General features: G+C 56.6%; 23 protein-coding genes, 1 tRNA gene and 2 pseudogenes. 14 read left to right on the forward strand and 12 right to left on the reverse strand.

Annotated elements, in window-relative coordinates:
• The first annotated feature begins 66 nt into the window (after positions 1-66).
• Together ACYZTL_RS06850 and ACYZTL_RS06855 are read left to right on the forward strand one after the other, a co-directional pair.
• Positions 67-4,941 (forward strand): RHS repeat-associated core domain-containing protein, encoded by a 4,875-nt coding sequence (locus ACYZTL_RS06850; protein WP_461951134.1) that lies wholly within the window; start codon positions 67-69, stop codon positions 4,939-4,941.
• A complete protein-coding gene (locus ACYZTL_RS06855; RefSeq protein WP_461951135.1) occupies positions 4,938-5,333 on the forward strand; it encodes a hypothetical protein in 396 nt (131 codons plus the stop codon). The genes ACYZTL_RS06850 and ACYZTL_RS06855 overlap by 4 nt, the downstream gene beginning before the upstream one ends.
• Before the next feature lie 31 nt (positions 5,334-5,364).
• Here ACYZTL_RS06855 and ACYZTL_RS06860 read toward each other — a convergent pair whose 3' ends face one another.
• From ACYZTL_RS06860 to ACYZTL_RS06895, 8 genes are all read right to left on the reverse strand, one after another.
• Entirely contained in the window at positions 5,365-5,580 is a 216-nt protein-coding gene (locus ACYZTL_RS06860) for a hypothetical protein (protein ID WP_461951136.1), read from the reverse strand.
• A gap of 108 nt (positions 5,581-5,688) precedes the next feature.
• On the reverse strand, positions 5,689-5,883 hold the full coding sequence (locus ACYZTL_RS06865; RefSeq protein ID WP_461951137.1) for a hypothetical protein: 195 nt from the start codon (positions 5,881-5,883) through the stop codon (positions 5,689-5,691).
• Between the two features lie 129 nt (positions 5,884-6,012).
• A complete protein-coding gene (locus tag ACYZTL_RS06870; protein ID WP_017337436.1) occupies positions 6,013-6,441 on the reverse strand; it encodes a glycine zipper domain-containing protein in 429 nt (142 codons plus the stop codon).
• A gap of 189 nt (positions 6,442-6,630) precedes the next feature.
• Positions 6,631-7,002: a bacteriocin gene (locus ACYZTL_RS06875; protein WP_461951138.1), complete on the reverse strand. Its 372-nt coding sequence runs from the start codon at positions 7,000-7,002 to the stop codon at positions 6,631-6,633.
• A gap of 310 nt (positions 7,003-7,312) precedes the next feature.
• Positions 7,313-7,501, reverse strand: a complete 189-nt coding sequence (locus ACYZTL_RS06880) for a hypothetical protein (RefSeq protein WP_461954277.1) — start codon at positions 7,499-7,501, stop codon at positions 7,313-7,315.
• A gap of 178 nt (positions 7,502-7,679) precedes the next feature.
• The gene (locus ACYZTL_RS06885; protein ID WP_461951139.1) at positions 7,680-8,000 is read right to left on the reverse strand and encodes a YbjQ family protein; all 321 of its coding nucleotides are present in this window, start codon (positions 7,998-8,000) and stop codon (positions 7,680-7,682) included.
• Positions 8,001-8,028: 28 nt separating this feature from the next.
• Positions 8,029-9,309, reverse strand: coding sequence for a serine hydrolase domain-containing protein (locus tag ACYZTL_RS06890; protein WP_461954278.1), 1,281 nt, complete (start codon positions 9,307-9,309; stop codon positions 8,029-8,031).
• 101 nt (positions 9,310-9,410) lie between these two features.
• Positions 9,411-9,593 (reverse strand): hypothetical protein, encoded by a 183-nt coding sequence (locus ACYZTL_RS06895; protein WP_461951140.1) that lies wholly within the window; start codon positions 9,591-9,593, stop codon positions 9,411-9,413.
• Between the two features lie 140 nt (positions 9,594-9,733).
• On the opposite strand from ACYZTL_RS06895, the gene ACYZTL_RS06900 reads away from it, so the two are divergent.
• The 3 genes from ACYZTL_RS06900 (at position 9,734) to phaR (ending at position 11,391) form a co-directional block, all read left to right on the forward strand.
• On the forward strand, positions 9,734-9,958 hold the full coding sequence (locus ACYZTL_RS06900) for a hypothetical protein (RefSeq protein ID WP_461951141.1): 225 nt from the start codon (positions 9,734-9,736) through the stop codon (positions 9,956-9,958).
• A 96-nt stretch (positions 9,959-10,054) separates the two neighbouring features.
• Positions 10,055-10,420, forward strand: a complete 366-nt coding sequence (locus ACYZTL_RS06905) for a DUF6538 domain-containing protein (RefSeq protein ID WP_461951142.1) — start codon at positions 10,055-10,057, stop codon at positions 10,418-10,420.
• Between the two features lie 437 nt (positions 10,421-10,857).
• Positions 10,858-11,391: a polyhydroxyalkanoate synthesis repressor PhaR gene (phaR, locus tag ACYZTL_RS06910; protein ID WP_461951143.1), complete on the forward strand. Its 534-nt coding sequence runs from the start codon at positions 10,858-10,860 to the stop codon at positions 11,389-11,391.
• A 35-nt stretch (positions 11,392-11,426) separates the two neighbouring features.
• On the opposite strand, the gene phaP is transcribed toward phaR, so the two are convergent.
• Positions 11,427-11,990, reverse strand: a complete 564-nt coding sequence (gene phaP / locus ACYZTL_RS06915) for a TIGR01841 family phasin (RefSeq protein WP_461951144.1) — start codon at positions 11,988-11,990, stop codon at positions 11,427-11,429.
• A 250-nt stretch (positions 11,991-12,240) separates the two neighbouring features.
• On the opposite strand from phaP, the pseudogene ACYZTL_RS06920 reads away from it, so the two are divergent.
• Positions 12,241-14,678, forward strand: a pseudogene (locus ACYZTL_RS06920) (DUF3141 domain-containing protein).
• 13 nt (positions 14,679-14,691) lie between these two features.
• Here the strand turns inward: ACYZTL_RS06920 and ACYZTL_RS06925 are convergent.
• A complete protein-coding gene (locus ACYZTL_RS06925; RefSeq protein ID WP_461951145.1) occupies positions 14,692-15,801 on the reverse strand; it encodes an AraC family transcriptional regulator in 1,110 nt (369 codons plus the stop codon).
• A 267-nt stretch (positions 15,802-16,068) separates the two neighbouring features.
• Here ACYZTL_RS06925 and phbB point away from each other — a divergent pair, with 267 nt between their 5' ends.
• From phbB to ACYZTL_RS06950, 5 genes and pseudogenes are all read left to right on the forward strand, one after another.
• Positions 16,069-16,815, forward strand: coding sequence for an acetoacetyl-CoA reductase (phbB, locus tag ACYZTL_RS06930; RefSeq protein ID WP_461951146.1), 747 nt, complete (start codon positions 16,069-16,071; stop codon positions 16,813-16,815).
• A 64-nt stretch (positions 16,816-16,879) separates the two neighbouring features.
• Positions 16,880-18,058 carry an acetyl-CoA C-acetyltransferase gene (locus tag ACYZTL_RS06935; protein WP_461951147.1) on the forward strand — a complete coding sequence of 393 codons (1,179 nt, stop codon included), beginning with the start codon at positions 16,880-16,882 and terminating at the stop codon, positions 18,056-18,058.
• A gap of 160 nt (positions 18,059-18,218) precedes the next feature.
• Positions 18,219-19,922: a class I poly(R)-hydroxyalkanoic acid synthase gene (gene phaC / locus ACYZTL_RS06940; RefSeq protein ID WP_461951148.1), complete on the forward strand. Its 1,704-nt coding sequence runs from the start codon at positions 18,219-18,221 to the stop codon at positions 19,920-19,922.
• 110 nt (positions 19,923-20,032) lie between these two features.
• Positions 20,033-20,149 (forward strand): annotated as a pseudogene (locus ACYZTL_RS06945) (AAA family ATPase); the annotation flags it as partial.
• Between the two features lie 310 nt (positions 20,150-20,459).
• Positions 20,460-20,726 carry a hypothetical protein gene (locus tag ACYZTL_RS06950; RefSeq protein WP_461951149.1) on the forward strand — a complete coding sequence of 89 codons (267 nt, stop codon included), beginning with the start codon at positions 20,460-20,462 and terminating at the stop codon, positions 20,724-20,726.
• 313 nt (positions 20,727-21,039) lie between these two features.
• Here the strand turns inward: ACYZTL_RS06950 and ACYZTL_RS06955 are convergent.
• Positions 21,040-21,129 (reverse strand) — tRNA-Ser (locus tag ACYZTL_RS06955).
• A gap of 310 nt (positions 21,130-21,439) precedes the next feature.
• Between ACYZTL_RS06955 and ACYZTL_RS06960 the strand changes: the two genes are divergently transcribed.
• The 3 genes from ACYZTL_RS06960 to ACYZTL_RS06970 all read left to right on the forward strand — a co-directional run bounded on the left by ACYZTL_RS06960 (position 21,440) and on the right by ACYZTL_RS06970 (position 24,186).
• Entirely contained in the window at positions 21,440-22,129 is a 690-nt protein-coding gene (locus ACYZTL_RS06960; protein ID WP_461951150.1) for a crotonase/enoyl-CoA hydratase family protein, read from the forward strand.
• Between the two features lie 215 nt (positions 22,130-22,344).
• The gene (locus ACYZTL_RS06965; protein ID WP_461951151.1) at positions 22,345-23,067 is read left to right on the forward strand and encodes a 1-acylglycerol-3-phosphate O-acyltransferase; all 723 of its coding nucleotides are present in this window, start codon (positions 22,345-22,347) and stop codon (positions 23,065-23,067) included.
• 147 nt (positions 23,068-23,214) lie between these two features.
• Positions 23,215-24,186, forward strand: a complete 972-nt coding sequence (locus tag ACYZTL_RS06970) for a magnesium and cobalt transport protein CorA (RefSeq protein ID WP_461951152.1) — start codon at positions 23,215-23,217, stop codon at positions 24,184-24,186.
• A 56-nt stretch (positions 24,187-24,242) separates the two neighbouring features.
• Here the strand turns inward: ACYZTL_RS06970 and ACYZTL_RS06975 are convergent, their stop codons facing one another.
• Positions 24,243-24,971, reverse strand: coding sequence for an amidotransferase (locus tag ACYZTL_RS06975; RefSeq protein WP_461951153.1), 729 nt, complete (start codon positions 24,969-24,971; stop codon positions 24,243-24,245).
• Positions 24,972-24,981 lie beyond the last annotated feature (10 nt).

Here is a 24,981-nt window from a genome sequence, read left to right on the forward strand (position 1 = left end):
ACTTCTTTCCCCGTTGATCCCCCGCAAAGTCTCGCGATCCATATCGATCCGCCCGAGGGACTGCGAATGTTCAACCCCGACAAGGTCCTGGCCTTTAACAACGCCATAGGTCTGCTCGTGTTCGCCGCCATGAACCCCGGGCGACCGGACGTCGAAGCGCTGCTCGGGGATTTTCGCCTCTGCCTCAACGACTACGACGCCTGGGCGGAAAACTTCTGGACCGGATGGGCGCTGGACGTCGAGCAGGTGTTCAAGGTTGGAAACGACGTTCGTTTACGCGCACCGAAGGACTCCACCGAGCCTGTCAGTTCGACACTCGCCACGTGCCCGGCCAGCGGCCCCTTGACCCTTGTGCACATGTTCGAAGCCGCGCGCTTTGTGCCGATCGGCGATACGCCGGTGATGCTCGAACCCCTGCTGGCCGAAGACAACGGCGTACCGACGTTTGGCGAGCCGATTCACAAAGTCATTGGCCCCAGCGGCATTCTCGAAATACCCGAATGCTGGCGCGGCTACCGTTATCGCGTCACGTTCTTTCCCAACGTTTCCACGGATCATGTCAAAGCGCTTTACGCCTCTTATCAAAGCGTGATCGACGATCTTGAAGGCTGGTTGCGTAAAGAGTGGACGAGCGAATTCGAGCCGTTGTGGGCGGATTTTTCCAAGGCCGGTTTCACCGAGCGCTACGGCTTGCTGCAACGGGCAGATTGGCGTGGCTTCGAACAATCGCTGCACGGTTTATGGGATGACGTGAAGCAGGTCTTTGCCCTGATGGCAGACCTGCAAGCCAACAGCGAAAAACTCCTTGAGTACCTGACCGCGCTTGAGCTTGAGACGCTGCTGAACGCCTCGGCCGAAGCCATCGCCAACGTACTGCTGGTGCTGAGCGATGAGCCGCTGATGTTCATCCATCTCGCCGCCTTCACCACTTGGTTGCGGATGTTGCCGCCGCAGTACGTCGCCGAGGTGGTAGCGGAAATTCGCACAGAGGTACTGATCGGTTTCCTGCTGGTGCGCCTGACGGGTCCTGCAGGCCTGAACGTCGGCATGAGCGCCAAAGTACTGGGCAAGATCAAGTCCGAGCGAGCCCGACAATGGCTGGCGGCGGCGAGTTTGCGACTGGCTGAATTCACGCCGGGCGCCGACCTTACCCGTCACGCGAACGCGCTTAAACCTTTGATGGTCAACGCCCGGAGTGCGCCGCTCAAACCGGCACCAGCGGTTCCATTGCACATCACCGTCAGTGAATCAGCGGTTGTGCAGGTCAACAATCCGCTCGCCATTGCCCGCAACAAGTCCCAAACCAGGACCCGCCTGAGCCGCATGGAACATCGCGATGATGCCCCTGCCCCGGCGAAAAACCCGAACGGTGACAGTGTCGATTCAGCGGACAACACCGTGACCAACGGCTGCCCGGTGTCGATGGTCACCGGCGAAGAACTGCTGACCCTGGTCGATGGCTCGCTTGATGGTCTGTTGCCGTTCGAGTTCACCCGCGTGTATCGCACCAGTGCCGTCGAAATCGACGGCGGACTCGGATTTGGCTGGAGTCATTCCCTGGAGCACCGGCTGGAAATCGGTGTCGACAACGTCAGCTGGATCGACCACGAAAACCGTCGCATCACTTTCCCGTTGCCGAACAGCGAACGACCGGCCATCCACAACAGCCTTTCGCGGGCGGCGATTTACCTGGGGGACGAGCCGGAAGAACTGATCCTCGCACGGGCCGGCGAAGCAACGCGTTTTTACCACTTCCGGACAGGACGACTGACGGCCATCAGCGATGCCTACGGCAATCGGCTGACGGTGCAGCGCGATAGATCCGACAGAATCATGCGCCTCGACAACGGTGCCGGGCGTTCGCTGCGATTGCGCTATGACCGCCGACACCTCGCCGCGGTCGAGTATCAGAGCTTTCATCCCGCCGACACGCTGGAAGACGCCTGGCGTAGCGAGCAGACACTGGTTGCCTACCGCTACGACGCCTGCCATCGCTTGATCGAAGCGACCAATGCAGCCGGTGAACGTGAACGCTACGACTACGACGAACAGCAGGTCATTTTGCAGCGGCAACTGGCCGGTGGCGCAAGTTTCTTCTGGGAGTGGGAAAGGTCCGGCAAGGCTGTGCGATGTGTCCGACATTGGGCGTCGTTTTCGCAAATGGACACGCGGTATGTCTGGGATGACAACGGTGGTGTGCGGGTAAAAAGCGTCGATGGCAGCGAAGCGTTTTACCAGCACGATCATCAGGCGCGATTGGTGCGGCGGGTGGAGCCAGATGGCGCGGAACACCACAACGCCTATGACGACAAAGGCCGGCTGATTGCCGAAAAGAATCCGCTGGGGGCGATTACCCAATACCGCTATGACGAAATCGGGCGACTGATAGCCCTGATTCCACCTGAAGGCGAGCCGACATCCTACGAATACCGCAATGGTTTCCTGCATGCGCAGTATCGCGGCAAAGCGGTTTGCAAGTACCAGCGCAATGCTCAGGGTGACGTCACCGAAGCGACCGATCCTGACGGTCACTTAACCCACTATCACTACGACGAAAAAGGTCGGCTGCTGTCGGCACGTTATCCGGACAACAGCCGGCATCTTTTCGTCCGCAATGCCTTGGGACAGTTGATCGAAGAGACTTTGCCGGACGGCAGTCAGCGTCGTTTTTCCTACGACTTGTTTGGCCGACAGGCGACTCGTCAGGACGAACACGGTGCCGTCACCCGATACCAGTGGGACGCCGTTGGACGACTGATCCAGACGACTTTTCCCACAGGCGCCAGTCGCGCCTTCAGCTACAACGCCTACGGCAAGGTCACCGCCGAGCGCGATGAACTGGGCCGCGTCACTCGCTACGAATACCTCGACGATCTGCACCTGATCAGTCGGCGGATCAATCCCGACGGCACCCAACTGCGCTATCGCTACGACAACGCGCGGCTATTGCTGACCGAGATCGAAAACGAATCCGGCGAAAAATATCAGCTGGACTACACGCCCAATGGATTGATCCGACAGGAAACCGGATTCGATGGCCGCCGCACCGCGTATGCCTACGACCTTAACGGTCATCTGCTGGAGAAAACCGAGTTCGGTGATGACGACTCGAAACTGATTACCGCCTATCAACGGGATTCGACTGGACGGTTGCTGGTAAAGACGCTGCCGGATGGCGTCAACGTCGAGTACCGCTACGACAGTCTTGGACGGTTGGTCAGCGTCGATGACGGTCACGATCACCCACTGGAATTCAAGTACGACCAACAGGATCGGCTAGTCACCGAACACCAAGGGTGGGGCACGTTGCGCTATGGCTACGATGCCTGTGGACAACTCAATCATCTGCGTCTGCCGGACAACAGCAAGCTCGATTACCACCATGCCAAGGGCGGCGCACTGACGGCCATTGACCTCAATGGTTCCCGCCTGACGTCGCATACCTTCGTGGCCGATCGCGAGCAAACCCGCCGACAGGGTCTGTTGCTCAGCGATTATCAGTACGACGACCAGGGGCGTCTGAAAGCCCACGCCGTGAGCCAACAGCAGCAATCGCTGTATCGCCGCGATTATGCCTACAGCGCCAATGGCAATCTCGACAGCATCGCCGACACCCGCCACGGCCAGCGCAGTTACCACTACAACGCGCTCGACCGCCTGATTCGCGTCCGTCACTCCCGCGATCAGCAACCGGAAAGTTTCGCCCACGACCCGGCCGGAAATCTGCTGATGCAGGATCGTCCTGGCGTAGCGAAGGTTCTTGGTAATCGCCTGCTGATGCAAGGCGACCGTCATTACGATTACGACGGCTTCGGCAACCTCATCCGCGAACGCCGTGGCACTGCGCAAAAACTTGTCACCGAATACCGCTACGACTGCCAGCATCGGCTGATCGGCGTCACCCAGCCCAACGGCAGTCAGGCAGCCTACCGCTACGATGCCTTCGGCCGTCGTATCAGCAAAACCGTCGATGGCAAAACCACCGAGTTCTTCTGGCAGGGCGACAACCTCGTTGCCGAAAGCAGCCGCGAGCACTACCGCAGCTATGTCTACGAACAGGGCAGCTTCCGACCGCTGGCCATGCTCGACGGCAAAGGCCCGCGCAAAGCCTGCCCGTTCTACTACCAACTCGACCATCTTGGCACACCGCAGGAGCTCACTGACTACAGCGGCGACATCGTCTGGGCCGCCCAGTACACCGCCTACGGCCGCCTCACCCGCCTGAACCGGGACACCCACCAGATCCTCGACCAGCCGTTGCGGTTTCAGGGCCAGTACTTCGATCCGGAAACCGGACTGCACTACAACCGGCACCGGTATTACCAGCCGGAGGTTGGACGGTATCTGACGCCGGATCCGAGCGGCTTGGCGGGTGGGTTGAACCAGTATCAATACACGCGGAGTCCGACGGGGTGGGTTGATCCGTTGGGGTTGAGTGATTGTCCGGGGACGGGGAAATGCGGGTCGGTTGAGGGGGTTGAGGACCCAACCCACAAGGCAACCGTAAAAGATGCTGAGCCCAAATCACCCAAGCCAAAAGGAGAAGATGATTACCTATACCGTGGAGATGAACGAGAGCCCGACGATGTATTCGAAAATGGCTTCAAAAGCAAAGGTAAAAGCAATGATCTCTTGCTCCACTCCATCGACAGTGACTATCCACCGAGCAACTTTATTAGCACATCAACTTCCCGAGATATGGGAAAAAACTTCGCCACTGGCTTTAATACGAAAATTGGTTACCTCTATACACTCCAGAAAATCCCCGGATACGACTTGATAAAAGAACTCGGAACGATGTACCAATTCGATAGGGAGAAGGAGATTGCCATACCAAGCCGGATCAGCAACGAGGATGTCCTCGGGGCAACGTTGATCATTGATAACGGCCGAGAGTTCGGCTATTCCATACCTAACCCAAACAGGAAAATCAAACCATGACATCTGAAGTTAAATTAACAATCAGTATCGATGGCACAAAGGAAACGGCTCAACTCATCTGCGACAGCAAAGCCGTATCCATAAATTTCGTAATGGGAAACGGCTTCAACAAAACTTATACGGATACTAACTTTTACAAATGCTTTGGTCGGGTTCGAGAAGACAATCCTCATATAAAGTTTTTTTGCAAAGGGGCAAAGATTAATGTCCACCCTTCCAGCATGTCTTCACAAATGTCTCTCGGACTGAAGGCGTACGAATTAACGATCGGTAAAAAAGCGTTACCCGACGATATCATTTACATTTTTGACTATGACGACAACAACCTGACGAATGATCCGAATGAGCAGCGAAACTTTTACAGAAAATGGATTGAATCAGAAAAAGACTAACGTGGTTATCCACGTTGTCTTCTTAGAGCTCTCAAGTCGATTCGCCAGAACCATCTTCGCCTGCGTCCGGATCGTCAGGATTCGCTTCAACATCAGTATCAGCGCGCTTCACATCACCATCAGGCACTCGCTCCACACCCGCCTCATCATCCGGCGGGCGCTGGTCACGACTCAGCGAATCAGTCGGCGAAGGCAGCGGATACTCAGGCGTATCGTCGATGTCGGTGTCTTTGGGGTCAGCGTTCATAAGGCACCTCTCAAGGGGCCTGAAAAACAGGTACTGACATTTCGATGACAGCGTGACGAATGCAGTTCGATCAGGGGGACGATCGGTAGCTCCGATCGCAGTGGCTGATCACTGCTCGTCTTCGTCTTCGTCGTCATCCTCGTCTTCAAACTCGGTCTGGCCCACGTCACCCGCGTCATCGGCATCGTTGAGCGGCACCGTTGCATCATCCATCAGCGACCCCGGATCTTCTTTACCCGGATCATTGATAAACGGCAGTCCGCTCGGACCTTTTTCTTCCTTGCCTTCGGTTTCAGGTGTCATGGCAGACCTCTCAATATTCAGGTGTGTATGAGGTTTCGAGGCAGCCTGGGGTCAAACGTTCCGGAGTACTTCTCGCACAAACGAAAAACCCGGCACCAGGCCGGGTTTCTACTGTCATTCGCTATCGAGTCAGCGATGTTTATTCCTGTGTTTATTCTTGTGTTTGTTTTTGTGCCCGTTACCGGAATGGGAACTGCCGCTGTCGGTGCCCAGATTGTTACCCACCGCGCCACCCGCAGCACCGCCCAGGCCTGCGCCGATAGTGGAACCGGTCGAGCCACCGAGGCTGTTACCAATCACCGAACCACCCGCCGAGCCCAAACCACCACCGACGGCCGCGGCGGTGCGGCTCCCTTTAGGCGCACCAACCGCACTGCCCGCCGCGCCACCCACACCTGCACCAATCGCTGCACCTGTGCTGCCGCCCATTTGCTGGCCGACCACGTTGCCTAACGCACCGCCAATGCCACCGCCGACTGCAGCGGTGCCATCACCGGCCGCCATCGCACCTTGAGCGACCAAAAGTCCCAGAACCAACGTGGACAATGTCAAACGCATGATATGAACCTCTAATTCCGCATCGGGGGAAAAGAACGCGCTGCGGATCGGCGGAGTCTAGCACCTGCCCCCACTGAATCCGGCCAGCGATGACGGTTGGACCGCTAAAGATGCGATAGCTGCGAAAGAGAAACAGCCAGATACAAAAAGCCCGGCATCAAGCCGGGCTTTTGAACTGATCACTCAGCATCAGTGACGCTTGTGACCCTTGGCCAGGTTGCTGCCAACACCGCCGCCCAATGCACCGCCCAAACCAGCACCGATGGTGGAGCCGGTCTTGCCGCCCAGGCTGTTGCCGATCAGCGAGCCGCCCGCTGCACCCACACCGCCGCCGATCGCCGCTTTGGTGCGGCTGCCTTTGCGTGCTGCCACCGCACTGCCGGCTGCGCCCGCTACACCGGCACCAATTGCTGCGCCCGTGCTGCCGCCCATGCTTTGGCCGACGACGTTACCCAGCGCGCCACCCAGACCGCCACCCAGCGCGGCCGTGCCGTCGCCAGCAGCCATTGCACCTTGAGCAACCAAAAGCCCCAAAACCAGGGCGGGCAGTGTTAAACGCATGACAAGAACCTCAAAAATAGGGGGAAATCAAAAAGGGGCGAGATTGAATGCTTTGGCGGCGAGAAAGTCCAGACGCACGGACCTAACCTCGCCATTGGTGACGGTTGGACAACGATTATGGAAAAGGTTTTATGACAGGCAAAAAAAAGCCCGCTGGGGAGACGGGCCAGGTGTTGCTTTCTAACGGATGAGTTGAGACTACGTAAGACCTTGTGAAAACTTTGTGAAAAAACCGGGCAAGAAAACAGGCGTCAGCAAAATCCTTCAGGCATAAAAAACCCCGCTCGATGACGGGGTCCATTGGTGGGAGCTACTTCCTGACCGGTGCCACGACCTTGGGTAAAAATTTCGCCTTCGGTCCTTGGCGCACCATGGTTTTCATCTTGCCGAGCTTGGCCTGGTCGTCACCAAAACCCACCACATACTCCGTTTGGCCACACTGCACGCAATTGTTGATCGGAAATTCAGAACCGTCGTCTTCGATATACGGACCAGCCATCTTTTCGCCCCTCTCAAATGCGGGATCGACACAGGCAAGCCCATTTGCCTGAGACATATCGACCACCAAGCTTTTTAGACTAGTCGGTCATTACCGGACTTGTAACCCAGATCCCTCAATGCCCGACGAATGGAATATAGCGCTTCCTACAAAACCAACACGTAATTTTTCACCAGACTCACCTCAGCTTAACGGCCGTCCCGGTTACGAAAACCACCACCATCCCGCCTTTCCCGGCTGGCATGCTGATTTCATAATCGAGCCCCACCACGGCATCGGCCTGAATCGCCCGGGCCCGCTCCCTGATCTCGTCGGTCGCCTGAATCCGCGCCTCCTTCAACGCACGCTCCAATGTCTGAGACCGCCCGCCGAAAAAGTCGCGCATCCCGGCGAACATGTCGCGAATAACGTTGACGCCCTGCACAGACTCGGCGCTGACAATGTCCAGGTACGCGGTGATTTGTCGACCTTCGATGGCGTGGGTTGTGGTGGTGATCATGGATTTTCCTTTTTCATGGCCTTGGCACTCAAGGCAACCGAGACAAATGTTGAGCCAGCGCATCAAACGCCGGCAACGTAACGGGATCGTTGGCCGAGTTGCTGGCGACCGGATGGGACGCGTATCGAACAATGACCATCTCGGCCGCAGGGTCGACATAGATGCGCTGGCCATGAACGCCCCGTGCCATGAATGCCCCGCCTTCCTTGTTCGTCACCCACCACATCGAACGGTAACTCCAGCCTTTCAACAAGTCGTAACCGGCCTTGGCAAATGCTTGCTTGTTGCCACCACGGCGGATGTCATCGACCACTGCTTTGGGCACAATCTGTTGGCCATTGAACCGACCGTCATTGCGCAGCATCTCGCCAAACCGCGCCAAGTCCCGCAGACCGGAATTCAACCCGCCGCCGGCAAATGGAGTGCCGATGGCATCCACCGTGAAACAGGCGTCCTGCTCGGCACCCAGCCGACTCCAGATACGCTCCGACAATAACTGCGCAACATTGCGCCCGGTCACTCGAGCGATGACCCAACCCAGAACATCTGTGTTGACTGTCTTATAGGCGAACGCGCTACCGTGTTCGCCTTGCCGTTGAACCGTCTGCAAAAACTCGTAGTAACTTCTCGGGCCGGTGTAGTCCTTCGGCTTGGGTAGCGGGCTGCCGGCCTTCGCATGAGCCCAGACCTCGGCATTCGGGTCGGCGTAGTCTTCGCTGTACTTGAGCGCGGTGGTCATATCGAGGACCTGGCGCACCGTGGCGCTGCCAAAGGCGGATGCGGCCAATTCGGGGACGTAATCGGCGACACGCTTGTTCGCATCGATTTGTCCTTCGGCGACCAACATCGCGCCCAGAGTACCGACCACGGATTTGGTCACCGACATCGCCGCATGCTGGCCTTGGGGTTTCAGCACGCCGAAGTACCGCTCGTACACCACCTTGCCCCGGTGCATCACCACAATCCCGTCGGTGTAAGTCGCCGTCAGGGATTGATCCCAAGTCATCGACGCCTTCGCGCCGAGCGGTGTGAACGTGATGGCCTCGATGTCCTTGCGCAGTGCGGACGCCAACGGAACCGGCGCACCCAAACCTCGTGAAACGTTGATCGTTGGCATGAGCTGGCGGAAGTTCGAGACGCTCCAGCGCATCGCCGGGAACTGGAAGTAGCTGCCATCTTCGAAGCGCACAGTACGATCGGCGGGCGGTGGCGAGCCGACCATCCAGCCGAGTTTTGCGGGGTCGCTTGCGTTTGCATCAGGATAGGTTTCGGGGGTAGATGCCGTGGCCAATGAAGAAGCTGTGAACATCAACACGGCTACTAGCCAGCGGTATGCAGCGAGAGAGTGAGACATCGATTCGATTCCGTTCGAGAAAGACTGGCCCCCATAAAGAGGCAAGAATGCCAATCTTAAAGCAACTTGACCAACACAGTCGTGACGGTGGCCACCGTGCCGATCAACCCGATCGCAATAGTCACTGGATACCAGAAAATCTCACACGTCATCTTGCCCGCCTCAGCGTTCAGTTTGCGCTGTTCAGCTATCAGCTTGACGATCTCGACATGAACCTTTTCCAGCTCGGCCTGCTTCATGGTGAATTCCTGCATAACGTACCTGCGTCCATTTTCAGGTGATGGGGCTATTGGCTGTCCAGCCCTTTCATTCATTCTGGCCCCAATAGGCATAAAACGAATACCCCAGGCCGAGAGGGTGCATTTAGGGGCTGATTCCCATGGAAACACTCAACCACTTGGGTTTCCACCATGACGTCCCACACGCCCGGGACATCTCCTACATCAAATTCAGAAACGCCTCTGCCGCTTTCGTTGAGACAGCATCAGCCAAACTCAAAATCCAGACGCCAGAAACCACAAAACCCCTGACTTCTTTCGAAATCAGGGGTTCTGGTTACATCGAATTTGGCGGTGAAGGAGAGATTCGAATTTTAAGGCATTGATGGTCAATAACCGCTTTAAAACGGGGCTTTCATAAGGATTAGTAGTACAAAGTAGTAGTACAATCCGATCCCGTTCTACCGTATCGTGGCGCTAAAATGGCTAAGCCCAGCAAAACCAGCAGAGACACCAAAAACCTGATTCAGAAAGCGGGTGAATCCGTGTGGTACGTTCGCGTCGCTGTCCCTTTGGATGTTCAGAAAGTCATTGGGCGCAAGGTGTTTATCAAGTCGCTTGAAACCAAGTCACTGACAGAAGCGCAACGTTGTCGGGGCGTGCATCTCACGATATGGTGGGCACAAATAGAGGCAGCTAGGAAAAGCAGGCAACCGCCCGACGGTTGGCAATCCCGTCTTGTCAATGGGATGGAAGCAGTCAACAAATTTGTTCAGGACCGGAAACGAGCGCTGATCGGTGAAATCGTCCCACCATTACCCCCGGTGTTGGCGCCGACGCCGAATTGACCTACGTGCCGACGCAAGTCTCACCCAACTCCAATCGGCAGAAAATCCAGCACAGGAAATGGTTCGCGAGGAATCAGACTGGGTCAGTGGCATCTCGGTAACTGGGTCAATTCAGCGTCGGCGCCAACATTTACCCCAAACTCTACCCTTAAAACGGTTGGAATCCACCAGAATTCACCGGAACGCCAAAACGAAAAAACCCGTCAGAAGGCGGGCTTCTTGGGGGTTCCAGAGATTTTGGAAGCCTTCTCTGGAACCTTGTATGGCTCCACGACCCTGCCTCGAATTGGCCAGCCTCGCAAGCTCAGCACTCAAAAGATGAAGAAAGTTCTTACGCTGAACACCCAGCGCGTGCCGCGTGAGGCGACGCATTGGAGTGGCAGTGGTCAGAGTAGGATAAGATGCCTACAAATCAGGCTCGCTGTGAGTAGCCCCGCATGACAGATAACAGTCGGAACACCACCCGTCTGATCAAGAAGTACCCGAATCGCCGTCTGTATGACACGCACACCAGCAGTCATTTGACCCTTGCGGATATACGCCGATTGGTCGTCGATAAAATCCCGTTCGAGGTGGTCGACACCAAGACTGGCGAGGATCTGACCCGAAGTATTTTGCTGCAGGTCATTCTAGAAGCCGAAAGTGGCGGTGAGCCGATATTCTCCAGTGAGATGCTCATGGGGATTATCCAGTTCTACGGTCCCTACCAGAGTGTCCTTGGCAGCTACCTGGATAAAAGCATCCAGACGGTCATCGACATCCAGTCCCAGACCGGCGCTCAGTCCTCTGAAGCCTGGAGCGAGTTCATGCACCAGCAAGCACCGGTCATGCAGGATTTGATGCGCCAGTATGTCGACCAGTCAAAAAACCTCTACCTGAACACTCAGAACCTCTTCGGCCTGTTTGGCGGCATGCCACCAGGCAAGCCAGGTGCCGGTGGCGGGCCGAAAAAAAATGGCGATGGGGAATAAACCCATCGCCATCAGTGTAACCGCTCTAATGTGACTTACTTGTTACCGCTTGTAGCCTTGGCACCAGGAGCGGTTTTGCCGGCTGCGGCGGTCGCCGCGTCAAAACCACTCTGGGCAACGTCAGCAGCCTGTTTTACGGCTTTCTGTGCGCTTTCAAAAACGGTACCGGCATTCGCCAGCGACGACTTGAACGCGGCCACAACAGGCTCGGAGCCAGCCGGTGCATTCTTACTGATCACTTCAACGAACTCTTGCACCTGCTGGGTGCCCGCCTCGACCTGACGCGAGGTCAGTTTGGCGATTTCCGAGTGAGTGCCGACAATCAACGCTTGCACTTGGCGATTGAACTCAGCCAGGCGTTCGGCTTGCACATTTGGCTGGGTGAAAGAAGCCTGGAGCTCAGCGAGCCCTTGTAGATCACGGACTGACAGCAGCTTGCGAAAGCCGTCGAACTGCTCCTCGGTGGAGGCCTGCAATGTCTTGAACTGCAATTGGCTGAACTGTTCGACACTGGAGAAGATTTTTCCGCTGATTTGCTGCAGTAGGTCTAGGTTGGCTTTCTGAGCGTCTTGCAATTTTTCCGAGTTAAAAAAAGACATGCTTGAATCTCCTGATACTGGAAGGCCTACATGGGCATGAGGACGCGATAGCGATCCTGCCGGTCATCGCGCTAGCCTTAATATTGCGGTGCACAAATCCGTTTGGCAATGATTTTTTGTGCAGCGCACAAAAATCTTTCTTCTCCTGCCGCTATTCGCTATAGACTCCTAGCATCGAACATCCAGCCAAGCCCTCTATATTAATGAGGCGCAGGCAGCTGCTTCTCATGCATAACGCCAGGAGATCACCATGGATCAGGAAGATATTATTGCATCGCAATATGAAAAACTCTCCTCTCAACGCGGCCTGTTCGAACACCTGAGTCATCTGCAGCACCTCAATACCCTGAACGTCCTTGATGCTTTGTGCCAGCGCCAGGAAAAAACCCTCGCGCCTCTGAAGCGGGGTCAACTCAGACAACCCACGCCCACTGACTGGCAGGAATACTTCACCGACCTCGGCCAACGCAGCCTGCTGTTCTGGGACACCCTGCGCCAGCGCGGCGGCAATACGCTGGCCCATGAACGCGCCGGGTATCCGCTGCTGCTCAAGTTCGATCATGAAACCCTGATCGCAGGCTCCGATCTCCCACGCCCGGTCAACTATTCACTGCTGCGAATCCTCCCCGGACCAGAGCAAAGAATCGACAGCAACGGCCAGCCGGTGATCATCATTGACCCACGCGGCGGCCACGGCTCCGGAATCGGCGGCTTCAAACAGGATTCGGTATTAGGTGAAAGCCTCAGAGCCGGCCACCCCACCTATTTCATCTCGTTCAGTCACTCGCCACAGCTTGGGCAAACCCTGGCCGATATCGTCGAAGCCCAGGCCCGGTTCATCGAAGTCGTCAGCGCCCTTCACCCGACCAACAGCAAGCCGATCATCATCGGGACTGCCAGGCCGGCTGGGCCTTGATGGGACTGGCGGCAACACGACCGGAACTGCCGGGATTGATCATTATCAATGGTGCCCCCTTGTCATACTGGGCCGGTGTCAATGGACGCAATCCGATGCGCTATACCGGTGGCCTGCTGGGTGGCGGCTGGATGGCCCGCCTGGGCAGCGACTTGGGCAATGACCGTTTTGACGGTACCTGGCTGGTCAGCAATTTCGAAAACCTGGACCCGGCCAACACCTATTGGGGCAAGTACTACCAGTTGTTCAGCCAAGTCGACAGCGAGGCTGGGCGCTTCCTGGACTTCGAACGCTGGTGGGGCAGCCCGACCCTGCTCAATGGCGAAGAGATTGAGATGATTGTCGATGACCTTTTCATCGGCAACCAGTTGTCCGGCGGTCTCGGCCGCAAGAGCAGCGGTATTGACCTGAAACGGATCGAAGTACCGGTGGTGGTGTTCTGTTCCTACGGAGACAACATCACCCCTCCCCAGCAGGCATTGAACTGGATAGCCGATGTCTATCCCAGCGATCTCGCTTTGCATGAGGCAGGACGTACCATCGTCTAACTGCGGCACGCCAGCATCGGCCATTTAGGTATTTTTGTTTCCGGCACGGTGGCGCGGCGCGAACACCGAGGGTTGCTCGGCGCGGTCGAAGCCATCAATGCGCTGCCAGCGGGGCTGTATGAAATGCTGATTGACGATCTCCCGGCCCCTACAGGCAGCAGTGACGTGCAATACCGAGTGCGTTTCGAATCAAGGCGAATCGCTGATATACATGATGACGTCGAGCCGCCCCGTGATGACGATCGCGAATTCTCTCTGGTGGAGCGCGCCTATGTAATCAACAGTGCATTTTACGACGAGTTCATACGTCCGTGGCTGCGCCAGATAGTCAACGAGCCCATTGCCAAATTGATACGCAGGACGCACCCCTTCAATCAGCAGCAAGTGCTATGGAGCAGCCTGAATCCGGCGCTGTGGTGGTTAGCCGAGACCGCCTCCCAAGTCAGCAGTGATCGTCGTCCCGCACGCAAAGACAACCCGTTGCTGGCCTGGCAGGAGCTGTTCTCTAACCAGATGCAAGACGCCCTGAATGCTTATCGCGATGTGCGTGACTCCACTCAGGAGCTGTGTTTTTACGGTATTTACGGCGCACTGAGTACCCTCACCAGCAACAAGCCTGCGCGAAATCTCCAGGCTCATGCCGACCAGCAGGACCAGGCCCTGATCGAACGCCTGCAGGATGCGCTGCCCCATGGTGGCCCCCTGGAAGCGTTGGTGCGGATTCTGTTTTTGCTGGGCCGCGACAGCGACAAGGCGGGTAAGGAAAGCCTCGAAAAACTGATCCAGCAGGTGCACCTGCAGGTCCAGGATTACAGCAATGAGCCCACTGCCCTGCGCGAAGCCATCCGATTGCAGAACCTACTGGTTTTCGCCCACCCGCAAGAAAGCTTGCGCAGCCTGCCCTTGTTGCTACCAGAGGCAAAGGAACGCCAACAGGTCCTGACAGCCGTTGGGCAATTGATGCCTGAACTGCTAGCGACTACTGGAGCTGAAGGCGAATTCTGGCGTGAACTGCACGCGCTGCTCGAAGTCCCCCTGCCGGGCTTCAGCCTGACCCAACCGCCCAGTGAAACAGTTGTCATCCCGCAGGAGGCCCCTTCGCAGCCATCTCCGCTTGCAGCAACGCTGTCGCCGCAGATCACACCACCGCCCGCTCCCGCCATCGTAGTTAAAGCTGCGAAGCGCAAAGCGGGCAAAGGGACAACAGGCCCCAAACCTCAATGAACTTTCACCAGGATTAGCGGTGCATCCGTTCGGCGAAGCCAGCGATCTTTTGATCTCTGAGCAGACCTGCGGGGTTCATGAGTCGGACCGACGCGACTTCCTCGAGCACAAGCAACGACTCGTCGGTTCGATACTGACCAGGGGTCATACCAAACCAACGGGTGCATGCCTTATGGAAGCTGCTGTGATCATGAAAGCCGAGCAGGTGAGTCACATGCTTCATGTTTAAATGAGAATGGCGCAAATAGAAGTCGGCGAACTGCCGGCGCACATCGCTCAGGACATCCTTGAATTGCGTGCCGTCCTTCTCAAGACCTCGTTGGAGCGTTCGCTTGCTGATGCTCAGTGCCGCCGCAATCGATTCCATATCACATTGGCCTTGCCCCTGGCTCAAGCGCTGGTTAATCAGCGCGCGAACCCTGCCAACAATAGAGTAGCCGGACAACAGGTCCAATTGAGCCTCGGCAAAACTGTCATGGAGTGTGGCCAACGTCTCGTTGGCCATACTCAAAGGACTCAGAAGCTCCTGGCCATCGAACAAGATGCTGTCATAAGCCGCCCCGAAACGCAGCGGACAGCCAAAAAGCCGCTGATGCTCCGACGTGTCTTCAGGTTCGGGATAATTGAACTCCACACTCAACGGTTGCGGCGACTTGCCACCCGCCAGCCAACGGCAGAAACCCAGCAGCGAAGCCAAGCCTGCATCCGTATATTGCCGGGGCTTGACTGAGCCACGTTGCTGATGATCGAGGCTGGCCAGTCGGTAATGCTGCTGCTCTTGGAAAAAGAAAAGGCTTAATCCGGTACCAATCAACGGGCTGAAACGAACCAGACGTTCAAGGGCCCTTTTCAGATTCGAACTGGACATCATCGTGTAGCCCACGATCTGAAAACTGCTGGGATGGAAATTCCCGTAGGCTTTCAAACCGATGTTCGGATCATCCGAAGCCTGAGCAGCCAGATCCCAAAGACGATAGATAACGCTTCGCTCACAGAATGTACCCGGTTTATTCACGAAATTGACATCCAGCCCCACTTCCTCGCACAGACGGGCAAGGTCCAGTCCTTGGGCCAAAAACGTATTCGCCAGCACGCTGGCATAACCTGAACTCATTCTATACATGGCGTCCTCATTGACCCGTGGAACCGAACGTCCTGTCCGGTGCCGATACTGACATCTTTTGAACATACTTCAAGCATGTTGCACAAATAATGACTACCCATTCATTTTCAAGAATCGCCAGTATAGGCACTCCTCATTTTTTGCAAGCGTGCCAAAACGCCCGTGGCACCGATGGACAGGAAAACGTCACCTTCAAACACTTCCGCACGGCCCGTCGATATCGAACAATCTTCTCTCCTGCAGCGCAAAAAGAAAGGAAGTAGAAGTATGGAATCGCGTAGTCGTATTGCTGTGGTAACGGGTGGTATGGGCGGTATTGGTACGGCAATCAGCCAACGTCTATACAAGGAAGGATTCAAGGTGATCGTCGGCTGCAGCTCCGATTCCAGCCGCAAGAACGACTGGATTGCCAGCCAGCTGGAGGCGGGCTATCAGTTCGAGTGCATCTATGGCGATGTCACCGATTGGGAGACCACCCGCAAGGCTTTCGAGATGGCTCGTGAACAGTTCGGCCCGATCGATGTGCTGGTTAACAACGCCGGCATCACTCGCGACGCCTCTTTTCGCAAGCTCACCCCGCAAGACTGGAACAGCGTGATCGGGACCAACCTGACGGGCTTGTTCAACACCACCAAGCAGGTCATTGAAGGCATGTTGGCCAACGGTTGGGGACGGATCATCAATATCTCCTCGATCAACGGTCAGCGTGGCCAGTTCGGTCAGACCAATTACTCTGCCGCCAAGGCTGGCATCCATGGTTTCACCATGGCACTGGCCCGGGAAGTCTCCGGCAAGGGCGTGACCGTCAATACCGTATCCCCAGGCTACATCCAGACCTCCATGACTGCGGCAATCCGCCCGGACATTCTCGAAGGCATGATCGCGGCAACACCGGTTGGTCGCCTTGGCCAGCCAGAAGAGATCGCCTCAATCGTGGCCTGGCTGGCGTCCGAAGAGTCCGCCTACAGCACCGGTGCCGATTTCTCGGTAAACGGCGGCATGAACATGCAATAACCCCGATCAGGGCAGAAATGCCCTGGTTTGCTCGACGAATTTTGTCTTTTCCATGAGGTCACGCATGAACGAAGTCGTAATCGTTGCCGCTACTCGTACCGCCATTGGCAGTTTCCAGGGGGCTTTGTCTGCAATTCCCGCGACCGAATTGGGTGCCGCAGTGATTCGCCGCTTGCTGGAGCAGACCGGTATCGATGCTGCTCAAATTGATGAAGTGATACTCGGCCAGGTACTCACTGCCGGCGCTGGGCAAAACCCGGCACGCCAGACCGCGATCAAGGCTGGCTTGCCACACACCACACCTGCCCTGACCTTAAACAAGGTCTGCGGCTCCGGTCTCAAGGCGGTCCATCTCGCCGTCCAGGCAATCCGTTGCGGCGACGCGGAACTGGTAATCGCTGGCGGTCAGGAAAATATGAGTCTGGCCCCTTATGTGCTGCCCAAGGCACGCACCGGTCTGCGTATGGGCCATGCGCAACTGCAAGACAGCATGATCCAGGATGGCCTGTGGGACGCCTTCAACGACTACCACATGGGTATCACCGCTGAGAATCTGGCGCAGAAGTATGAGATCTCTCGTGAAGCACAGGATGCCTTCGCTGCCGCCTCGCAACAGAAGGCCGCCGCAGCCATTGAGGGCGGGCGTTTCCAGAGCGAAATCACCCCGATCCTGATTCCTCAGCGCAAGGGCGAACCGCTGGTCTTCGACACCGATGAACAGCCGCGTATCGACAGCACTGCGCAAGCCTTGACGAAACTCAAACCGGCATTCCAGAAAAACGGCAGCGTGACCGCCGGCAACTCATCGACCCTCAACGATGGTGCGGCCGTGCTGTTGCTGGCCAGCGCCGCTAAAGCACAAGCGCTGGGCCTTCCGGTACTGGCACGGGTAAAAGCCTATGCCAGCGCCGGTGTGGACCCGTCGATCATGGGCATCGGCCCGGTCCCGGCTACACGTCTAACCCTGAAAAAGGCCGGCTGGAGCGTCGAGGACCTGGACCTGATCGAAGCCAATGAAGCCTTCGCCGCCCAGTCGCTGGCGGTTGGCAAAGAGTTGGGTTGGGACACCAGCAAAGTCAACGTCAACGGCGGCGCGATCGCCCTTGGCCATCCGATCGGCGCGTCGGGGGCACGGATCCTGGTGTCGCTGTTGCACGAACTGATCCGTCGCGACGGCAAAAAGGGGCTTGCCACTTTGTGCATCGGTGGCGGACAAGGCGTCGGCCTGGCTATCGAGCGCTAACCAACGGCATCTGAGTAGCCAATGCGCGGACTTGGGACCCTTGTTCCGCGCATCAGGCTGGCGTCAAACAATGCTGCCCGCATTCCTTCCGTTGCTACGCCGGAGTCCGGCAAAGCGCGGCTTTTTTCTGCCCGACTCATCTGTATGGGCTAGGAACTTTATGGACAACAACACGCATACATTTAAGACCTATTGGTCAGGCCAGGTTCCGTTCATCGCGTCCTTTGCAGTGCAACAATTACGCCTATGGGTCAGCACTAATCCTTGGTTCTCCGGGCATGAGCACGGCGCCTGGTTCGAGCTGCCTCGCGAAACCCTGGACAACCTTCAAGCGGACTACCAGGTTCAATGGGGCCAACTCGGCCAAAAACTGCTGACCGGCCAACCCTTCAGCTTCGATGATCGACGTTTCGCCAGCGACAACTGGAGCGAGCCACTGTTCGGCTCCCTCGCTGCGTTTTACCTGCTTAACTCCAGCTTTCTCCTGAAACTGCTCGACAAGCTGCTGATCGACGAAAAAAAACCGCGCCAACGCCTGCGCTATCTGGTGGAGCAAGCCATTGCCGCCAGTGCGCCAAGCAATTTCCTGGTCAGTAACCCTGATGCGCTCCAGCGTGTGGTTGAGACTCAAGGTGCCAGCCTGCTCACAGGTATGCAGCATCTGGCCAGCGACATGAACGAAGGCAAAATGCGCCAGTGTGATAGCGGCGCCTTCAAGGTTGGCGTCGATCTGGCCAACACCCCCGGCGAAATCGTCTTTGAGAATCACCTATTCCAGCTAATTCAGTACTACCCGCAAAGCGAAACCCAGTACCGACACCCGGTATTCGTCGTACCTCCGTCGATCAACAAGTACTACATCCTTGATCTGCGCCCGGACAACTCGATGGTCCGCCACCTGCTGGAACAGGGACATCCCGTATTCCTGATGTCCTGGCGCAACTTTGACGAGGAGCACGCCGGCACCACCTGGGATGACCTGATTGAGCACGGGGTAATCGACGCCCTGCAGGTGACCCGCGATATCAGTGGCGAACAGCGACTCAATTGCGTGGGCTTCTGCATCGGCGGCACCCTGCTGAGCACGGCGCTGGCGGTGCTCGCGGCTCGCGGCGATCGTGACATTGGCAGTGTGAGCCTCCTGGCCACTTTTCTCGACTATCTCGATACCGGGCCGATCGACATATTCGTCGACGAAGAACTGGTGGCCTATCGAGAGCGCACCATCGGCGGCATGAATGGTCCCATCGGTCTGTTTCGTGGTGAGGACATGGGCAATACCTTTTCCCTACTGCGCCCCAACGAGCTGTGGTGGAACTACAACGTCGACAAATACCTCAAGGGGCAGAAGCCGATCCCGCTTGATCTGCTGTTCTGGAACAACGACAGCACCAACCTTCCGGGGCCGATGTACTGCTGGTATCTGCGCCACACCTATCTGCAGAACGACCTGAAATCCGGCGAGCTGGAGTGCTGTGGGGTAAAACTGGACCTGCGCACCATTGACGCTCCCGCCTACATCCTCGCCACCCATGACGATCACATCGTGCCCTGGAAAAGCGCCTACGCCAGCACCAACCTGCTCTCCGGGACCAAGCGTTTTGTATTAGGAGCTTCAGGGCATATCGCCGGCGTCATCAATCCACCGGCCAAGCAGAAGCGCCATTACTGGACCAATAATCGGGTCACGAAAAACCCGGAGACCTGGTTCAAGAATGCTGAGCAGCAACCCGGTAGCTGGTGGAATGATTGGTTCAACTGGCTGGCGGGACACTCCGGCGAGCGCCAACCAGCAGTTCCGCACACAGGGAATGACAAATTCCCGCCTCTGGAGCCGGCGCCAGGCAGTTATGTAAAGCAATGAAAGACTGCTGTATGCCAGAGCGCGACACTTTCTGGTACGTGACGCTCGACTTCCTGGATGACGGCAGCGTCGAGATATTGTGGGTTGTGCCGAAGTAGGATTGATCGGCAACGGGCAACGAGTCGTACCGCTTGCAACACAGCAGCTTGATTGCACAGACGAAGATCAAATCACGCAAACGTAAGCGCAAGAACGAGGTTGGTATGGAGGAAGACGAGCTATTTTGACTGTTGTTGTGGAAATGCCCGGCTGCATGACTGCATGCAGCAGGTCTTCCGCGGCTCATGTGATCGGCAGGATGGGTCAGTTTTCAATCAGCGCCAACAATTCCACCAAATTTGGAAGTCTTTTTCAGAGCTTCCCTAATGAATTACTACCGTCCATTCAACTTTCACAATCGCGGGTTAATTTTTGTGAATGAAATAAAGTTTAAACAAACTTATTACTACGTGTGACCCGCCCCCCTACTAATAAACAGCCGACCGGTAAGCCCAACCGGCGGCACATCATTTGTATGGGTACAAGGAGAGACACCCCATGAGCACCCCGTTCCGCATCAACGAAGCACTTTTGATTGCCGGCCACGCATTTGAACCTTTTCAATGCGTCGCCTGGGCGCCGCTAGACGGTAATGGCGAACTGAGCCTGACCGTCATCGATCGGGCCAACACTCGTATTTGTCGCAAACAGATTCCAAGCAGTGCCTATTCCGACCCGGCGCAGCTGGAAAGCCTGCTGGAAGAGGTACGCGCCGAGTTGAGCCAGGAGGGCTACAAGCTACAATCCTGGACAATGCCAGAGTAAGCATTCTCGCGGATCGCTACCGGCGATCCGCCGAATACTCCACTCTCAAGATCATCGAAGGCAGCCTCATGCACCTGGTGTTGGAAGCAGCCGGTCGTGCAGAGGGCTATGCCTTGGGCTTACGCGATGCGAGGATCATCACTGAAATACAGTGCGTCGAATGATGTACACCGCTTAGAAACTGTCGAAAAATCAGCCTTTGGTCGCAAAGCACTGAGCCGTCCAGGGTATGGGCCAAAGTATGGGCTGGATTTTTTTTCAGAAACGCAGAAACGAAAAAGCCCCGAATAATCAGGGCTCTAACGTTTAAATGTGGCGGTGAAGGAGAGATTCGAACTCTCGATACAATTTCTTGTATACACACTTTCCAGGCGTGCTCCTTAAGCCACTCGGACACTTCACCGTATCTCGTCAAACATGTTCTGTCTGTCGAGGCGCGCTAATGTAGTCGAAAGCTTTTCTGATGGCAAACTTTTTTTGCAGAATTTTCATGCGGTTACCGATTTGGACGTTCTGCGGGTTTCGGGGTATGGCAAACCTGCCAATCTCCGGCGTCGCGCCCTCTTCTCTATATAGAAGACAATTCACGGGGGGCATGGCGGGCTGGGCTTCTCCGACAGGGGAAGTGTGACCGATGGGTCATTCACGGTGCTTTACCTGGCCTGCGGCGGTGGGTAACGTTTGCCTCAACTTTCATACAAGGAAATAGCGTCATGAGTGAGTTGATTACCTACCACCTCGAAGACGGTATCGCGACCCTGACTTTGAGCAACGGCAAGGTCAATGCCATCTCCCCGGACGTGATTGCTGCGTTTAATGCTGCACTGGATCAGGCGGTGACTGATCGTGCAGTGGTGATCATTACCGGTACGCCCGGGATTCTGTCGGGCGGTTATGACTTGAAGGTGATGACAGCCGGCCCTGAAGAAGCCGTCGCGCTGGTGACGGCCGGTTCGACCCTGGCCCGTCGCCTGCTGTCGCACCCGTTCCCAGTGATCGTTGCGTGCACGGGGCACGCGGTGGCCAAGGGTGCGTTCCTGTTGTTGTCGGCGGATTACCGCATTGGTGTCGACGGCCCGTTCAGCATTGGCCTGAACGAAGTGCAGATCGGCATGACCATGCACCACGCCGGTATCGAGATCGCGCGTGATCGTCTGCGTAAATCGGCGTTCCACCGCTCCGTGATCAATGGCGAGATGTTCAATCCGCAGAGCGCAGTGGATGCGGGCTTCCTCGACGTGGTGGTCTCGGCCGAAGAGTTGCAAGGCGCGGCACTGGCGACGGCTCGTCAACTGAAGAAGATCAATATGACCGCGCACAAGAACACCAAGCTGAAAGTGCGCAAGGCACTGCTGGAATCGCTGGATAACGCGATCATCCTGGATCAGGCACATTTGGGCTAAGCCCAAACGCGCTCCACCGAAAAGCCCGACTGTCATGTCGGGCTTTTTCGTACGCACCCTGTTGAAAAGCCTACAACCGCTCTAGAACACGTCTGACCAACAAGTCGGAAACATACACTCAAACATCGGCTATCTCCTACCTCTATAGCGACAATTGCCGAAAACAGTGCACATCCGTACACTGCGCCACCTTTTGTCCCGGTGGGGGCCTGTAAATGCTGTTTGTTTTTCGTATGTTATTGATGGGCCTGCACTTTATCCTGGCCGGTGTGCTGGGGGTGCTCCTGGGTCTGTGTCGGCCGTTCAATCCGGACAACAGCCGTTTGTGCGCGCGTCTGTATGCGTGGCCGGCAATGTGTATTTTGCGTTTGCGGGTGAAGGCAGAAGTCGGTCCGTTGATGGACAAGCCTGACAGCTGCGTGATCATCGCCAACCACCAGTCCAACTACGACCTGTTTGTGTTCGGCAACGTGGTGCCGCGCCGCACCGTGTGCATCGGCAAGAAGAGCCTGAAGTGGGTGCCGCTGTTCGGCCAGTTGTTCTGGCTGGCCGGCAATGTGTTGATTGACCGTGGCAATTCGCACAAGGCGCGCCAGTCGATGCTGACCACGACGCATACCTTGCAGCATGAAGACACCTCGATCTGGGTATTCCCGGAAGGCACGCGCAACCTCGGCGAAGAACTGCTGCCCTTCAAGAAAGGCGCGTTCCAGATGGCGATCGCAGCCGGCGTGCCGATCGTCCCGGTGTGTGTCAGCAGTTACGTTAAACACATGCGATTGAACCGCTGGCGCAGTGGGAAAATTCTGATCCGTTCGCTGCCGGCAATTCCTACGGCTGGACTGAGCCTGGACGACATGCCCCTGCTGATCGCCCAGTGCCGCGAGCAGATGCGCGAGTGCATCGCCTCGATGGATCGGCAACTGCAAGCCGCGTGAAACGAAACCCGCCCTGTGCGGGTTTTCTTTTGCCTGCGAGCTTTTGCCTACGAGCTCTGCAGATTTCACTGACTCTCAAGCAGCAGACAAGGTTAAGCTGAACACTGCCTGCTACTGCCACCTGCTAATAAGAAGTGAAGTTGAATCATGGGTCGAGTTGTTGCTGCTGCGGTTTATAGCGCCGGTAAAAAGGTCACCAATATCACCCTCGACGAAGGCGCTGCCTGGGCTGCCAAGCCTGACCACTTTGTCTGGATCGGACTCGAAGAGCCGAATGCCCAAGAGCTGTTCAATCTGCAACGCCAGTTCAACCTGCACGAACTGGCCATTGAAGACGCCCTGGAAAAACACAGTCGACCGAAGCTGGAAACCTTTGGCGACGCGCTGTTTATCGTCACGTATTCGCCTATTCGCAATGAAGGCAAACTGGAGTTCATCGAGACTCATATCTTTGCCGGCAATGGTTACATCATTACCGCCCGCAACGGTCACTCGGCGTCCTACGCCCTTGTCCGACAGCGTTGTGAGGCGCGTCCGCTGTTGCTGGAGCACGGGGAAGATTTCGTACTCTATGCCATCCTCGACTTTGTGATTGAAAACTACCAGCCAATGGGCGAAGCCATCCATGCCGAGATCGATGAGCTGGAACATAACGTGCTGTGCAGCGCGCTGAATGAACATGACATCCAGAAGCTTCATGGCCTGCGCCGAGACGTATTGCGCCTGCGACGTTACGCGGCACCGATGGTGGAGATTGGCGAGGAGTTGCAGAAGCTCAGATTTCCGTTCATCGACAAGAACATGCGCCCGTATTTTCGCGACGTGCAGATCCACGTGACGCGGCAGATGGAAGACCTGACGACCCTGGCGGATATCGCCAGTCAGACCATTGAAATCGGGGTGTTGCTGGAGGCGTCACGGCAGAGCGTGGTGCAGCGCAAGTTTGCGGCGTGGGCGGCGATTCTGGCGTTCCCGACGGCGGTGGCCGGTGTTTACGGGATGAATTTCGAGAACATGCCTGAGCTGACCTGGCATTACGGGTATTTCGGGGTGTTGGGGTTTATTGCGGTGGGGTGTGTGAGTTTGTGGGCGAGTTTCAAGAAGTCGGGGTGGCTTTGACAACCAATTGTGGCGAGGGAGCTTGCTCCCTCACCACAGGTGATGTGCCCAGCCAGCTAAACCGACTGTGCTTTCGGCTTGTGCGCCACAAACCGCATCATCCACTCCGCAACGGTGGTGCCGTGATGCTCATGCTCAAGGCTCGCCATGCCTTTCGAATAAATCTGCTCGCCCAGCGCTTCCTGACGAATATCCAGCAATGCCCGCGAGTAATCGTGAATGAATTCCGGATGCCCTTGGAAGCACAGCACCTGATCGTTGATGTGGTACGCGGCAAACGGACAGAACTCACTGGAAGCGATGACCGTGGCGTTTTCCGGTAGCGATGTCACCTGGTCCTGGTGACTGATCAACAACGTCAGCTCTTCGCGCAACGGGCTCATCCACGGCGCCTTGGCCGCCAGTTTGTAGCTGTGCGTGCCGACGCCCCAGCCCTGGGTCGCGCGCTCGCTCTTGCCGCCCAGCAGTAACGCCAGCAACTGATGGCCGAAGCACACGCCCAACAGTTTGTCGCCGCGCTCGTAGCGGGTCAGCAGGTAAGCCTTGAGGGTTTCAATCCACGGATCGCTGCCAAAGGAATCGGCCTTGCTGCCGGTGACGAGATAGGCGTCAAAGGTCTCATCATCGCTCGGGTATTCGCCCTGCATCACGTTGTAGACGGTGAACTCGGCGGCGATGGGCTGCTGCGAAAACAGACGCTGGAACATCTGCCCGTAACCCTGATATTGATCGACCAGTTCCGGACGCAGGATGTCGGTTTCCAGAATGCAGATGCGTAACGACATAAAAAATACC

This window comes from Pseudomonas sp. LB3P81, assembly GCF_054897965.1.